The sequence below is a fragment of the Pueribacillus theae genome, from assembly GCF_003097615.1.
Classification (GTDB): Bacteria; Bacillota; Bacilli; order Bacillales; family UBA6769; genus Pueribacillus; species Pueribacillus theae.
Genome location: NZ_QCZG01000025.1, coordinates 24,423 through 39,348, shown reverse-complemented (window position 1 = coordinate 39,348; position 14,926 = coordinate 24,423). Strand labels below are relative to the sequence as shown.

The following is a 14,926-nucleotide window of genomic DNA, read 5'->3' as shown; positions in this document are numbered from 1 at the left end:
GCTTTATGCTTGTTATACAAGATTTGTCATATGTACGGGAGGATTTTGAACTCTCCATCGATTACATCGAAATAAATAAAGGAATCACGATCGTTGTTGGAAGCAATGGAGCTGGGAAGTCGACATTTTTACAATTGTTAGCTACAGCTATAACTCCTGATAAAGGGATTGTGGTGTATGACGGTCTTACGATCGAGGATAATTTACCATTTGTGCGGAGTGAGATTGGCTTTTTACCGACTGGGATGGAGATTTATGAAGAAATGACAGCACGGAAATTTCTTAACTATATGTCCCAATTAAAAGGCAACGTTCACAAAACTGAATTGGATGCTGTCATGTCTACCTTTGCACTGATAGAAATAAAAAATAAAAAGGTAAAAAAGTTGTCTCAAGGAATGAAGCAGCGTTTATGTGCTGCACAGGCGTTCCTTGGAAATCCATCATACATTTTGCTTGATGAACCACTTACTTCCCTTGACAGGATGGAAAGGCAGCGTTTTTTGTCCTATTGCAAGAAACAATCAAGGAAAAAAACGATTTTGATTGCAACCCATGAATTAAATGAATGGGAAGCGATCGCCGATCATATCCTTTGGCTTGATGGTGGAAACATCATTTTTTACGGTTCTTGTGACGATTGGAAAACAGATTTGCCGTTATCTGTGTGGGTTGGCACGATTCCAAACGAATTGCTCTCTTCTTTTCAAGATGAAAACATGATCGCTCTTAAGCTGACAGAACAAGAAGCTGAACTTCGCATCATCGCGAAGTGCCCACCTTTTCCATCGTTTCAAAAAGTTTCCCCTACCATAGAGGACGCTTATTTTATACGCAAAAGAATGTTAAAATAAAGTGGACTTTTCCATTGCTTCTATCCAAGTGTTCTGAAACCTTTTTCTTTCATATTTTTTGCTGTATCGTTTGAAATTCACACGAAAAAATCCGCTGACCCCATCCTAGAGAATCAGCGGATTTTTTCAATTACGCTTCATTTGTTCTTGAGCCATTTTTATCATTTCTTTCACCATATTACCGCCAATCGGACCGCCAATTTTTCCGGCTTGTTCTGCGGTAAGTTGGCCATTGTTTTCTTTTTTCAAAGGGATCCCTTGTTCCTTTGCAACTTCATATTTTACATTATCGGGATTTTGCATATCGACCTTGTAGCCTTTCGCTTTCATAACGCGCCCTTTTAATTGATCTAACGATTCCCGGGCTTCCGGAATTAATATTTTATTTTTTCTCGCCATTTTATCCCCTCCTTTCCACTAATAGTTTTTCCTATGACACAGAACTTTAATTAGCGTTTCATCCAAGTCTCCTTTATTATTGTTATTGGAAGGAATATTTGGCTGTTTCACGAAATTCTTTTAACATACTCTAATTAATGAAAGAAGGAATAACGAATGAACAATCACGAAATCAGCTATGAATTACACGGAGATGATATGCAATTTGTTGAAGTAGAGCTTGATCCTGAGGAAACAGTCATTGCGGAAGCGGGAAGTTTAATGATGATGGAAGACGACATTCGAATGGAAACCATTTTTGGTGATGGGGCTTCAAAACAAGGAGGACTTATGGGGAAGTTGTTCAGCGCAGGTAAACGCGTGCTTACAGGCGAAAGCCTTTTTATGACGGCTTTTACCAACGAAGGCCGCGGGATTAAGCATGTTTCATTTGCTGCGCCATACCCTGGAAAAATCATTCCAATGGACTTAAGTGAATTAAACGGGAAAATCATCTGTCAAAAAGATGCTTTCCTTGCCGCTGCAAAAGGCGTATCAGTCGGAATCGAATTTCAAAGAAAAATCGGCACGGGGTTCTTCGGTGGAGAAGGCTTTATCATGCAAAAGCTTGAAGGTGATGGTATGGCATTTGTTCATGCAGGCGGTACCATTTACAAAAAAGAATTAAGCCCTGGCGAAACATTGCGTGTCGATACAGGCTGCTTAGTCGCGATGACTGGTAACGTTGATTATAATATCGAGTATGTTGGTGGCATTAAAACGGCACTGTTTGGTGGAGAAGGCCTTTTCTTCGCTACATTGCGCGGCCCTGGCTCCGTATGGGTACAGTCTCTTCCATTCAGCAGGCTCGCAAGCCGCATATTTGCAGCCGCACCAGAAAGAGGCGGCTCCAAAGGCGAAGGCAGTATAGCCGGAGGATTATTCGATCTACTCGGCGGCGACCGAAAATAAAAAATTAACGTTCAGAATGATGTTTGCGTCTTCTGAACGTTAATTTTTTAAAGGTGCCATTGAGTTTGATCTGAACGGTAGGAGGTGTGTACCATTGGAGACTTATTACAAAATACTTGTATTCATCCATATTTTTTCTGCGATATTAGGAATGGGTCCGGGTTTTGTTTTAACTCGAATTGCGAAATCAGCAAAGACGATGACGGAACTGCGCCATGCCTATTCCATTCGACATCGTCTACATAGTTATGTGATGATTGGAGGTACACTTCTCCTCGTGACCGGTTTACTCATGGGATTCATTAATCCAAGCCTTTTTCACAGATTTTGGTATGTGGCAAGTTTGCTTCTTTTTTTAATTGGACTTGCATTTGGACCGTTTGTACTCTCACCACGTTCCAAGCCAATTAAAGCACTGTTAGAAACACACAAAGGTGAAGAGATCCCGGAAGAATATGAACGGTTATCGAAAGAGCTTTTCCATTATGAACAAATAATTAATTTACTTTTTTTGATTATTATTGCTCTAATGGTTTTAAAACCATGAAAAATAATCTTTTAGAGAATTTCCTCGGTTTCTGCCGAATAGTTGATTGAAATTTCATGATCTGTCCTTTAAATCAGGAATGTTTTCCATAATTTCCGCCATTGTAAAGCTTATACAAGTAATATTTGAAGAGGAAACGGGTTCGTTCCCATGAAAAATATTAACGAGTTCGAGCCTCTCATCTATTTGTATATATTGCTCCAGAACACCCGTTTCAGGTTCTACAATCCAGTACTCGGGCACTTGATAATCCGCATACGTTTTCAATTTATCAATCTTATCACGCTTCAAAGTAGATGGTGACAGGATTTCAATAATAAGATCTGGTGCTCCTTCGATCCCCCGATTTGACAGAATCTGCATACGCTCTCGGTGAACGAGCACAATATCTGGCTGGCGAACTTCTGTCTCAGATAAGATAACATCAACAGGGGCGTATAAAATAATGTAATCTTTCTTACAATTCTGGACAATTGTTTCGTACATTTCGGAACTAACCATTTGATGGGTAAGCGTCGGCGCAGGGCTCATAAGCTCCAATTGTCCACCTGCAAGTTCATAGCGGTTCCCATCGTCTATTGAAGCATAATCATCATATGTAAGGCCGCTTTCTCGTATTTTATCTTTATTAGTGCCCTTATCACTCAACGATAACCCTCCATTCATTTTTTCATTTCCTCCAACCAATTGTTTAATTTACCAGCGGTTAAATCCTTTTGCGAAACCTTATTCATGTATTCATAATCTAATCTTTCAGAATGAAGAAAAAGCATTCGTCTCCCCCACTCACAGTCTGAACTAGATTTCCAGTGGACACAGGCTCTCAGCCGATCAAGGATAATATCTTCGATTCCGATGACAAACACTTTCTGTTTATCATTTAACCAAAGTTCTATGACCCTATCTTCATCTGCGTCTTCTAACATATCACTTGGAATTTCTATGCTTACTAACAGCTCCTCATGATACCAATGACGGCCTTCTCGTATAAAGCCTAATTGATTTAATAAATCATCTGCCAATTTACCATTACTGACAACGACATCGATGTCAACCGTTGTATAATCACTCCTTGTATAGATTTCAACAGCCAATCCCCCAACTATAATCGGTCTGACACCATGCTTTTCAAGCAATTCAGTAAGAATCGTGGCAACACCGAGCATTTTTTCAAACGCACTTTTGCCTTTAAGAGAGTTTATTTTTTTCGTTGCTTCCTTAATCGAGTTCATAATACCACACTCGCTTACTTAAATATTTGATTTTTCCTTCTTGTTCAGCTTTCTTCCAGCGTTTTATGCAAAGTTCATCTAAAATTTTTATTTCGTCCGGATGACGTGGCCTCGTTCGAATTGAGCGCTTTTTTGATTTACTTTTTAAAATTGCACGATCTGTTTCATTTTTTTTCCTATCAATCCAATTATTCAAGTCAGAAAAATCTATTTTCTTCACCTCACAAACCACCCCTTATAGCTGAGATGCATGTAACAAAAAAGCACGATCGATATTTGATCATGCTGTTCCTCCAATAACGTATATTTCACTCTAGTATTAATTTCATTATAATAACCCCTCAACACTAAAGCAACGGGATTTGAAACTTATATTTACCTTGAAAATGATAGATCGATTGTAAACGGTATTTTTTCAATGATGGTCGCAGTTGCTTCCTCTTCTAAAATGAGATAATGATTTTCATTTTTATCGTATGCCATTGTTTTGAACACAAACTTTTCCCTATACGTACGTTCAACAGGTTTTGAAGAGCTGCTGTCAGCAATGATGATGTTCTCATTTGAAATACGTTGTCCTTCTTTATCTGTAAAATACAGTTTTAATGAAATTGGAAGACGCTTTTCTTCGACTTTTTCCGTTTGGAAAAACTCCAAAAACATAACTTGGCTCGTGATTTTTCGGATCGGGCTTGACAGCTTGACATCTACTTTTCGTACGTCATGTTTAGAAGTTTTGCTTCGCTCATTTTTAAAAGTGATGACCGGAATCACAATTTCTTGCAGCATAGCACCGCCGTGTACGTAGTTTGCGCCAGCACCTTGGATTGCAAAGCGCCCTGTTCCTCTCGGCACTGACACATAGAGAGGCTTCTCTTGGTCAATAATGCCTTCCATCGGATAAGTTAAAGTTCCGCCAATTTCAGGATCTTTCTCCGATAAAATAAATCGCCGTTTTACGATCAAAGCATCATCATCTTTCTGCGGCATTTTGTCACGCTCTTCTAATCGATCGCGCTCATAGATGAACCCGTGATCCGCTGTAATGATGATGTTAGAAGCACTTACATTATTCACCAATTGATTGACAAGCTGTTGAATATCTTCCATTGCCTCGTCTGCCGCTTCAAAGACGCCTATCTCCGTCGATGCATTGTCTCCTCTCGCATCAATCGCATTGTGATAAATGTAAACAAGCTTCTTTCCAGCCAATAAAGTACGCAAGTCTGATCGATTTTTTGAAATGATCTCTTGATAAGTAATCGCGAACGACTCCTCCACGTACCGTTGCAAAATAGCTGTCCGGTTTGCCGTACTTGATGCCCGTCCATCATTCACATAGACGTCTGTTCCAACATACTGTATCACCCGATGCGGAAGCAGTGCTGCCATGCCAAGCTCAGTATACGACGGAAGTACTCCTTGCATGGCTCCCAACTGTGCGGACGCTCTCCTTTCATTATTCAAACGATCCATTAATTCCTTCGCGATGTCATATCTCATTGCATCAGAAATAATGACGAATACACGCTCTCCCGATTTAACAAACGGAATAACATACGTTTGGTAAAATTGTGCCTGCTGGGTCATTCCTTCAATTGGCCATCTGAAAGACTCAGCTCTTTCTAAACGATTCGTCCATTTAATCGAAAGTTCCTGCATAAACCAGTTAGTATACACATGTTCTACTTTTTCCCGAAGAGCGGATAAGCTGTCTTTTTGATTCATTTTGTCATAGGCTACATAAAACCTTCTGTAAAACAAATCAGCGCGATAATAATCTTCACGATACGCCTTCATCATGTCAAAAACAGACTGTTCAGGGATAAAATGCTCTTTCTCATGCGCAAATTGCAGCAGCCACCTTGCCTGTTCTATGGCTTCATATTCAAATTGAAACTCCGAATACCAATGCAATCGGCGCCGCTGCAGTAATATCTCTTTATATGTATGAAACTGATTCACATCATTCACTAGCTGCTCTAGTAGAAAACGAATGATTTTTTCATCAAACAGACGAAAAGCATCTGCCGACAAAATGGATTCAATCTCCCATTCTTTTATGTACTCTTTGACATGGTACTCTTTTGCAAATTTATCAGATAGCACGTTAAACATATCCCGATCCGAACTGTGGTTCATCCATTGATTCATAAAAACGATCGCATTCATCGGTCGAATTGACACATGTTTTTTCCAAGTATCCGGCCAATGTTCAGTGGACATTTGTTCTGACAGGTATGTAAAGATAAAAAAGGTAAATAAAGCTGATAAACTTTGCTCTTCTGACGTAAAACCATAAAACCGTTCAACAAGCTGCCAAAACGTTTCAACATCTCCATTTTTTTCAATGTTTGCCCAAAGTTCGTTTTTCCCTATTGCCTCTTCTTTTAATAACGTTCGAACAACGTCATCAAGTGTATTCATCGGACTTTTTACAAGTGCTGCAAGAACCGTAACATCGATTGTCTCCGCCTGATCATACACCGCTGGATACGACTGAAACGCTTCTGTTCGCGCTTTACTATTAAAGAATTTTGCATACTTTTGAAACACTGGCCGCAATGCGTCATTTTCAATGCCAAGCTCCCGCATCGTCACTGTCACTTTATCAGTGACAAATTCTGTGCCAAGTTTTAAATTCGAAAATAGCCAATCTTCTCTCGGCGATGGCTTCGGCATATTGGCATAAATAAGGAAATTTGAATCTTGATCAGCCGTCTCAAGTTCATATTTCGTTGCGAATATATTATGATCTGTCAGTTTCCAAATCCGGACATTTTCAAGTTGCAGCGCATCAACTTCATGTAAAAATTCGCCGATTTCGTCATACCAAAATACAATATGGCGACGGCGATTGTTCGTTAATTCTTTCTCGAACATTGTTTGTAACTGCCGTTCGATTTCAGATGCTTTCAAAATAATACCTCCCACATAAGAAAAGCCTGCCTATAGACACTGGCAGACTTTATTTAACATATACACCGGAAAATTAAAGAAGATAAATCATATAGTTTACCATGAAAAGACTGAATGAAAGCTTCTATTGTTTCTTTACTACTAGCTTTACTCCAATCCAGCTCATAATGGGATTTCAAAGCAATTTGTCTTGCCAATTCCCTGATGGTTCTTCCATTTCCTTCTCGAAAAGGGTGAAGAGCGTTCAATTCCGACAAAAAATAAGAAAGCCGGTGAGCAAATTTTTCAACGGGTAAACCCTTCAAAAGATGCTCCTCATTCAATTCGTTAAAGATACGTTCCGCTTCTTCATTGATGAAAGATGGATGTGCAAAGAAAGATGTGCCTTTCGAAATACCTTCTGTACGAAATTCACCAGCAAAAGAATAAATATCTCCAAAAATAATTCGATGGATTTCTTTGAAAGAATGACTTGAAAATTCATTCAAAGGTTCTCTTTCAGACAACTGTGCAAGACGAAGCATGGTATACAGCTTTTCGAGTTCATCTAGCTTAGCTTGATTACGTATATTGAATTTGTTAATTAATATGTCAGTACCTTCATAACAATAGGAAGAGTTACTTTGGTATCTAGACATTGATCATTTTTTTAACTGTTTCACGAAACTGTTTTTCAGACAGTTTACCCGTTACTACATCCTTAATGAGTTGAATATCTTTATCTGAAACAGTAAATCCTTCAGTTTTTAAGGAATGCGCTGCATAGCGAACGGAATCCTCTACGTGGTGCTTTTTTTTTCTATTTGCATTCATCAATGAATCACCTTCCAACATCATAAATTAAATAAATGTGATTCAACGAAACTTATACTAAAATTATACCATAAATAGCAACGCTTCAAACAAAAATGAAGCCGTCTAATTATATCTTCTTTAATACACTCGCCTTCAGTGGCGCTTTTCCTTCTCCTTGCGGCACTTCAACATTTTGAAATTTGGCGTAATTTACTTTTACACCATCATCAAGGTCGACGGCAATTTTTTGATTTGCGATATGCGCAATGACTTGGTCGTATTCACGGCATTCAAGCAACTGCTTTTGCAATTTTTCTTTTCGCTTTTTCGCTTTTGTTTTTTCAGACTGCGGGACATCTGATTCCATCGTCATGTCCATCCGTGCCATTTCAGATTCATATTTCCTCTGCAGCATGTGCAAGTAATCCGTTCGTACCCTTGCGGCAAGCCCAGGCTCGTAGCGATGCATATAAATAAGTGCTTTAAACCCGTTCTGCTTTCCGCTGTCGAATTGCCAATAAATCGGACGCTTCTGATAGATTTTAACATGATCATTGTAAAATTCATTCAAAAAGTATCGGCGAATCCGCTGTCTCGATGTTTCGTTCGCTCTCTTCGTTAAGGCATCCGCAATAAAATCAAGATTTTGCTCCAACGTCTCTTCACTAAACGCTACGCGGACAAATTCAATAAATCGCCCAAGAATATCGTCATCAAAATAATCTTCATCCGTGATTGGAATAATATTATCTTTGTCAGCTGGAAACGTTGTGTAATTTGAATGGTCAAACTCACCGCCGGCGAAAACTAAGCCTTCCTTATCAAGCGAATAACGGCCAAACATACAGCCGACAGCGTAAGAGATAAAAGACTTGATGTCGCGTTCCAATTCCGCTTTTCTAACCGTAACATCTTTATCTTCCACTTCTGGTGTAAGTTCGTCTTGCAAACCGTAAATGTCAATGAAAATGCGGTTCAGCTCTTCTTCGTTTGCTTTTAATGTTTGGAAGCGATCTTCGGCTTCTTGTTCCCATTTTTGGTATGAGGCTTCTAACGTTTTTTCACCGTTTAGGAGTGGATGGCGTTTGAAATCCCAGGAGGTTTCGAAAGAATCCCAGTCGGTTTTTGCAAAATCAACATTCGATTTCACAATATCAATCAAATTATGCTTTAAATCTTTATAAATATACGGTAATGATAAGATATAGTTAACTGTTGAATTTAATGTAGGGTTTAGTGCTTTTAATAAATAGTGTGAAACATTGGAGTTCAAAAATCCCAAAGTATAAAAATCGATTTCATAATTATTATTAAAAATTGTTGGAGAAGCAGAGCTATATAGCGAGCTTTTTGCCTTTATCCTAAAACCAGGAATTCCTGAAGTAATAGAGTTCCAGGTAATCCCTGATTTCCCCCAAAACTCCTTATTTAACAATCCTCCGTGTGATGCATAAAATGCTCTGGCCTCATCTGACCAATCAACAACATAAATATCATTACCATAATATTTCTTATGTTCTCCGCCATTTTGATAACCAACCCATTTATTACACCTATGATTAACCTCCCAAAAATATCTTACAAACTTTTGGTTATTATGCGTCTTATTTCTTCCACCTGAAAAAAAGAAATCTCCAAGTTTTTCAGATTCAAAAACATTCTTGTTTAGTAACCAGTAAATAATTGAACATCCTGGAATTTTTAGTAAATCACATTGTTTAGACACATAACGATTTTTATTAGAAGGACTGTGAATAGCTTCATAGGCAATATCTCTTTTTCCACGGGATGTTCTCTCTTCGGTTAAGCGAATATAAATACCTTTATATTTAGTCTTAAATATATTTTTTCTTAATACAAAGGTTGTCGTATTAACAACTTCTCCTCCCATTTCCTCAAACGCTTTCGAACCCAAGTGAAGCATAGAATAAATTATACTTTTTTCTAAAAGACTGGCTCTTAATTTTTCATATGTAGACAAAAACATCCATGCTTGTTGGTTGATTAAACTGAAGAAACCTGTTTCTCTCAAAAAGTAGTGACAAACTTCCATAAACACGGCAAATAAATCTGATTTTGATACTGGATAATGGTTTCTTATATAATCACTTAGCTTTTTATTCATACCACCGCTGCCCATATACGGCGGATTCGTCACAACCACATTATATTTCCTGCTCATAATCTTTGCCTGCTGAACAAGTGCTGGAAGTTCACTTAATATCGTTTTTTTCTCTTGCTCCACAAATAGATCATTAAAATGCTCTTCTTTAAGAAGTTCTAACCAGTTCTCGAGTTGTTCGTAATCATTCTTTTCCACTTCAAGAATCGAACCATATTCTTTCGCGTCATAGAAAACTTCAAGAAGATATTCAGCTAAATCCGTTAGTTTTTCTTTATCCCCTGAATAATTGCTCATCTGAATGACATTTTGAACCATTTCTTTTGTTAGGTTATTGCTTTGCTGGATGGCGCAAATAGGTAGGTTAATCTGCTCATCTAGGATTCTTCTATTATAGCTACACGCTTTCATCATTAATGCAAAGTAAGCAAGCTGGGCAGCACGATCATCAATATCAAGTCCGTACAAGTTGTTTTCTAAGATAAGCTTTGGAATGTCGCGCTTTGCATAGCCGGCTGATTCATAGATTTCATGAAGAACGTCGAACGCATAGACGAGAATATGCCCCGATCCCATGGCGGGATCTAGCACAGTGATGTCCTCCGGTTTGAGACTTGGATCTTTCAGCTTATCGAGTTCTGCCTGCACTTCCGGTTCTTGTTCAGCTTCTTCCAAATAATATTTCCAGTTCGCCTGCAAGTCTTCATTTGGATGTGATTCCAGCCATAGTCTTCCGAGTGAATTCTCAACCATATATTGGACGATCCACTTTGGCGTGAATAGCTGGGTGGCGGCTGGGATGTTTTCTTTCGTAATTTTTTTATTCTTTCTTAGGCCTGCGAATACTTCATCTTTTTTCTCAGATATGTAATATTGGTACAGCCACCCGATAATCTCAACTTCCTCTGTCCAGTCTGTTTCGTCAATCATTGTCACCATGTCTCTCACAACAGAACCATCGTCAAGCAGGCGATCAGGCAAGAGGATTTCGGTGTAATCATCGATCGTTTCAAATACGACAGGCATGACTTCGCTTAGTTTGTTGCATTGTTTAATAAGGATATATTTGAACAAATCATGCGTATCATTTGCGTCTTGCAGCCTGTAGACGATGTCCAAGTTAAGGTCAAGCTCGCCATCCAACATATCGACCTCTGTTACGGCATCCGGTTCCTTTTTCCCTTCAATAATGGAGGAAAAAATCCTTACTCCTGTCGGCAAATAGTCGTTCACTTCCATGAACCTTAGTGCAATGAAGCGGTTGAACCATGTGTAGGCCACTTCTTCAATGACTTGCTCAAAGCCTTTTTCTTCGATTTGCTTAACGAGCTGTTCCCGCTGCTTAATTTCGTATTTTTTGTAAAATTGCCCGTTGATACGAAAGCCGTCTTGATAGATTTCCGGCTCCTTGATTTCTTCTTTCGTTATACCGAGCTGATACGCTTTTTGTTCGATATCTTCTTTGAGCTTGCGTCTTGCATTCACCGCAAACTGACGTATCGCTTGTTTGTTCATTTTCTTTCCTCCTGTAAAAAAGGGAGAGCAAGCTCCCCCTGTTAAACTAACGTTATCACTGTATCTTCATCTAGTTCTGATTCAAGCTTTACTCGTAGTTCATTAAGGAAATGATCGATATCTTCTCGTGATTCAATCCTCGTTGTCCCACGCATAATTTGAGCTTTACTTAAAGTTTTCGTCCGTTTCATAGGCTTTAGCGGTTTAGATGGTCCAGTAACACCTTTGTCCGGAACAACAGCTTTCTTTTTTTCATGCAAATCAATGAGTTTCCGTTGGATATCTTGGATAAGCCGTACTTTCAACCGATCGCTTTCGACTTCCATTGCAAGCGCTTCGTAAAAGTTATTGACCCGATCAAGCCGATCTTTCAATGACATGAACTGATCAAGGACATGTGCGGTAAAAATCTCTTTCACTTCTGGATGCCGGTTAAGTTCGTCCATGACCGTTTGTTGATCTTCCTCGATTTTTTCTTTTACCGGTTCGCATTCTTCTGAAAGCAAGTCGATAAACCGATCATCGAAAGTCTGGTACAATGCAGGCAATTCTTGAATGTTCGAATAAGGGGTCGCATGTTTCACAATCTTTTCCATCTGACTGACGGTGTCTAGCAATTGTTCATCATGGACATACGTCCGGTTGCTTTCAAAAATCGTTAACTTCTTGACGGCTTTATCGTAAATGTCCCGCTGTGATTTGAAAAAGTCTTTCACTTGCTGGGACTCCGAAGCATAGTCTTTCAAATCGCGACGGTAATCACGCGCTTTTTTGTAAAAAGTGGCTGTATCTTGAATGGAGAGCAACTGTTCAAAGATCTGCTGCCCTTCTTCAAGCACATCTTTCCCAGGGTAGGAATGATGTTTGTAATTTTCAAGAAGTGTCTCGATCTTTTTTTGTTCACGATCTATTAATTCTTTAAATCTCGACATAAGATTGTCTTCATCATGCGGAAGGGCCGTAATGCCAAAAACTTCCCGGCTTAAATCAATAATGTTTTTCATTAAGATTGGGGAAATTCGTTCCCGTTTCTGAACGGTGACACGATCGATGTAATCACGTTTCGTCACATACTGAAATAAATCTTTATCAGTTGGCTGAATGTAAGCACTGTTCATAAGCAGCTTAATTTCTTGCATTTTTAACAATTTAACGATGAGTGCAGTCGTATCAAGTTCATTCCATCCGTATGGCTGCTTTTTAAAATGGGCCGTAATCCCTTTTACCGTCGGGGGCTGATTTCGCTTGCTTAATCGGTCAATGTAGCTGTTTAATTCATTCAACGCAAGCTGGTTTTCACTGCCTTCAAATGATAGCTGGTCGGACGGTTGAGTGATTAATTCCTGAAGCTGCTTCAAATCTGTCGGTTCAGAAATGTAATCGAGCTTATGGTATAAGCTGTGAATCAATGCTTTAAATCCTTCATTGATGCGTTCTAACGGCTTTTTCGCCTTTACATCAAGCTGCCCGCCATTGACATAGATGTCCGCAGCCTGCAATGCTTCTTTTAAATAAGTGGAGACGCGTTCTTTGCGCTCGTCCACTTCCCTTGCTTTTTTCGTCCGGATGTCTTCAATCGTTTGAGACAACGTTGTTCCGCTTTTCCGAAGAAGATAAGCTTGGATTTTTAATACTTCCACCATTTCATCCAAGTATGTCGTTTGGGGAGGCATGTGGACAATGACATTGTTTTCACGCATCGACATTGCCTTTAATTCAGATGAATGGATATCATGTGCCGCTTCATAGTCTGGCGTCACGATACGAAGACCGATATCATAAGCTTGCGAGCCGATCGGGCGGTCATCAATAAGTGCGTTAAACTCAAAGTGATGGTGAGGCGAATGTCGGTATTTTCGTTCAGTATAGATGCCGCCGAATATTTCTTCCCCGATTTTTTGAATGACGTCGGCCGAGTCAATCGGCATGTTCTGAATTTCTCGATTCACGTCTTGTTCATCATTCGTTAAGAAATCATATTCCTCGCCATTTTTTTGAATGAGTGTTTCTTTTAGCAAGCGAGCGAGTGAGGATTCGATTTCCTTTTTCATCTCGAGCTTGTCATCATTCACATGCTTAACCATAAGTGTTGCGATGTTTTCAATTGTTGCAGGCATTTCTTTTAAATATTTAATTAAAAAGAGTAGTTTCAAAATTTCAATGTCATAAGCCGTTAAGCGAGAATTTTGAGACGCGCGAATGATGACCATGTTGATACTCGTATCAAGAAACGCAATCATTGGCCCGTAAAAAGCTGAAAAAGGAATAAGCGAGCCTGTTTTTTCATCCGCATATTGGATAGCCGCTTCGCGAAACGCACTTAAAAGTGAACGTTCTCCTCGTGATTGGTGTTTCGTCGAACTGGAATGGTGGGCAATTTCGGTAATCGCCCGCTGCAATAAATGAAATTGATACGGGATGAATGGATAGACGTCAATAAATTCTTGCTTACTACTATATTTTTTCATTTCCGCCATGTTGTCGGGAAAGGACACCATGTTGTTCAAGCTGGAAATTTCTTTATCGTATAGAAGTGACAGTTCGTCTTTCGCATGCTCATTTTTTAATAAAAGTCGCTTTGTAATGACTTCATCGACAAAAGCGCTTGATAAGCTTAACTTCGTATCAAAACGGCCTTGAATTTTGGAAAAGTCGTTTCCCTTTACTGACATATAAGAATCATAGTCTTCCTGGCTCGTTACAATGACCCATGCTTTTCCTTTACATTTCAAGCCGAGTTCGTGCACGATCGTTTGCAAATTCAACATCAAACGGGAATCTTCACCAATATACTGGCCGATTTCATCAATGAAAAAGAGTACATGGTGGTTGTCGCCTTTTGATTCGATGTAGCCACGCACACGATCGGCAAACCGTTCAATGCTGAGGGTATAGTCTTGTTCCGCCCGTTCAAACCAGTTACGTGCCGCTTCCTCGCTCATTCTCGTCGTTTTGACGAGTGCTTCAATGATCGCATCTTCTTCGTAATAAAAATCTTCGCGAGAATCGACCCATTCTTTGCCGGAAATATCCTTGAATATTTCTTTGAACGCTTCATATTCCCCGTTCTCAACCATTAATCGTTCCATATCCGCAATCCAAGGAATTGCTCCGCAAAACCCTTGCATTTCATTGAACGCTTTGTTCATCACTTTGACGATGGCATTTTTATCATGTTTCGCGTCTGATTCGCTTTTTGCATCAATGTCGAACAAAATAATATCTTTTGAAACTTCTCCCGCTCGTTTCATATCTTCCAAAATCGTATGATCTTGGATTTTATCTTCAAAATAATCGATCGCTCGTTTTCCTTGAATGATGTCGTTTTTTGCTAAATAAGAGAGAATTTTAAGGAAATGCGATTTACCAGAGCCGAAGAATCCTGAGATCCAGACGCCGATGGCATCCGTAGAACCAGTGATTCCTTTTTTATAAGCGGAAAAGAATGATTTCATGTGTCGCTCGATCTCATTTGTTACGACATACTCATCAAGTTCCTGATGAATATCTTCCCCTTCATTCCCTATCTTTACAACACCCGGGATATCCCGATCAATTCGCTTTCTGAACATTTTTCTAATTTGCATGTCCG

The 14,926-nt window shown here is 39.3% G+C and carries 12 protein-coding genes; 3 read left to right on the top strand and 9 right to left on the bottom strand.

From position 1 onward, the window contains the following. Nucleotides 1-5 precede the first annotated feature (5 nt). Nucleotides 6-854, top strand: a complete 849-nt coding sequence (locus DCC39_RS12115; RefSeq protein WP_165820856.1) for an ATP-binding cassette domain-containing protein — start codon at nt 6-8, stop codon at nt 852-854. Nucleotides 855-980: 126 nt separating this feature from the next. Here the strand turns inward: DCC39_RS12115 and DCC39_RS12110 are convergent, their stop codons facing one another. Beyond that, the gene (locus DCC39_RS12110; protein WP_116555167.1) at nt 981-1,253 is read right to left on the bottom strand and encodes an alpha/beta-type small acid-soluble spore protein; all 273 of its coding nucleotides are present in this window, start codon (nt 1,251-1,253) and stop codon (nt 981-983) included. Nucleotides 1,254-1,409: 156 nt separating this feature from the next. On the opposite strand from DCC39_RS12110, the gene DCC39_RS12105 reads away from it, so the two are divergent. Beyond that, a complete protein-coding gene (locus DCC39_RS12105; protein WP_116555166.1) occupies nt 1,410-2,204 on the top strand; it encodes a TIGR00266 family protein in 795 nt (264 codons plus the stop codon). 94 nt (nt 2,205-2,298) lie between these two features. Beyond that, nucleotides 2,299-2,751 (top strand): DUF2269 family protein, encoded by a 453-nt coding sequence (locus tag DCC39_RS12100; protein ID WP_116555165.1) that lies wholly within the window; start codon nt 2,299-2,301, stop codon nt 2,749-2,751. A gap of 54 nt (nt 2,752-2,805) precedes the next feature. On the opposite strand, the gene DCC39_RS12095 is transcribed toward DCC39_RS12100, so the two are convergent. From DCC39_RS12095 to brxC, 8 genes are all read right to left on the bottom strand, one after another. Then, nucleotides 2,806-3,399 (bottom strand): Uma2 family endonuclease, encoded by a 594-nt coding sequence (locus DCC39_RS12095; RefSeq protein WP_240613631.1) that lies wholly within the window; start codon nt 3,397-3,399, stop codon nt 2,806-2,808. 14 nt (nt 3,400-3,413) lie between these two features. After that, nucleotides 3,414-3,983 carry a DUF6036 family nucleotidyltransferase gene (locus tag DCC39_RS12090; protein WP_116555163.1) on the bottom strand — a complete coding sequence of 190 codons (570 nt, stop codon included), beginning with the start codon at nt 3,981-3,983 and terminating at the stop codon, nt 3,414-3,416. After that, nucleotides 3,970-4,203 carry a hypothetical protein gene (locus DCC39_RS12085; protein ID WP_116555162.1) on the bottom strand — a complete coding sequence of 78 codons (234 nt, stop codon included), beginning with the start codon at nt 4,201-4,203 and terminating at the stop codon, nt 3,970-3,972. Before DCC39_RS12085 ends, DCC39_RS12090 begins: the two co-directional genes overlap by 14 nt. 155 nt (nt 4,204-4,358) lie before the next feature. Beyond that, nucleotides 4,359-6,902, bottom strand: coding sequence for a BREX-1 system phosphatase PglZ type A (gene pglZ / locus DCC39_RS12080; protein ID WP_116555161.1), 2,544 nt, complete (start codon nt 6,900-6,902; stop codon nt 4,359-4,361). 53 nt (nt 6,903-6,955) lie between these two features. Further along, on the bottom strand, nt 6,956-7,540 hold the full coding sequence (locus DCC39_RS12075) for a Fic/DOC family protein (protein WP_116555160.1): 585 nt from the start codon (nt 7,538-7,540) through the stop codon (nt 6,956-6,958). Continuing rightward, nucleotides 7,533-7,715, bottom strand: coding sequence for an antitoxin VbhA family protein (locus DCC39_RS12070; RefSeq protein WP_116555159.1), 183 nt, complete (start codon nt 7,713-7,715; stop codon nt 7,533-7,535). Before DCC39_RS12070 ends, DCC39_RS12075 begins: the two co-directional genes overlap by 8 nt. A 109-nt stretch (nt 7,716-7,824) precedes the next feature. Beyond that, nucleotides 7,825-11,334: a BREX-1 system adenine-specific DNA-methyltransferase PglX gene (gene pglX / locus DCC39_RS12065; protein ID WP_116555158.1), complete on the bottom strand. Its 3,510-nt coding sequence runs from the start codon at nt 11,332-11,334 to the stop codon at nt 7,825-7,827. Between the two features lie 41 nt (nt 11,335-11,375). After that, a complete protein-coding gene (gene brxC, locus DCC39_RS12060; protein ID WP_116555157.1) occupies nt 11,376-14,921 on the bottom strand; it encodes a BREX system P-loop protein BrxC in 3,546 nt (1,181 codons plus the stop codon). Nucleotides 14,922-14,926: the final 5 nt, after the last annotated feature.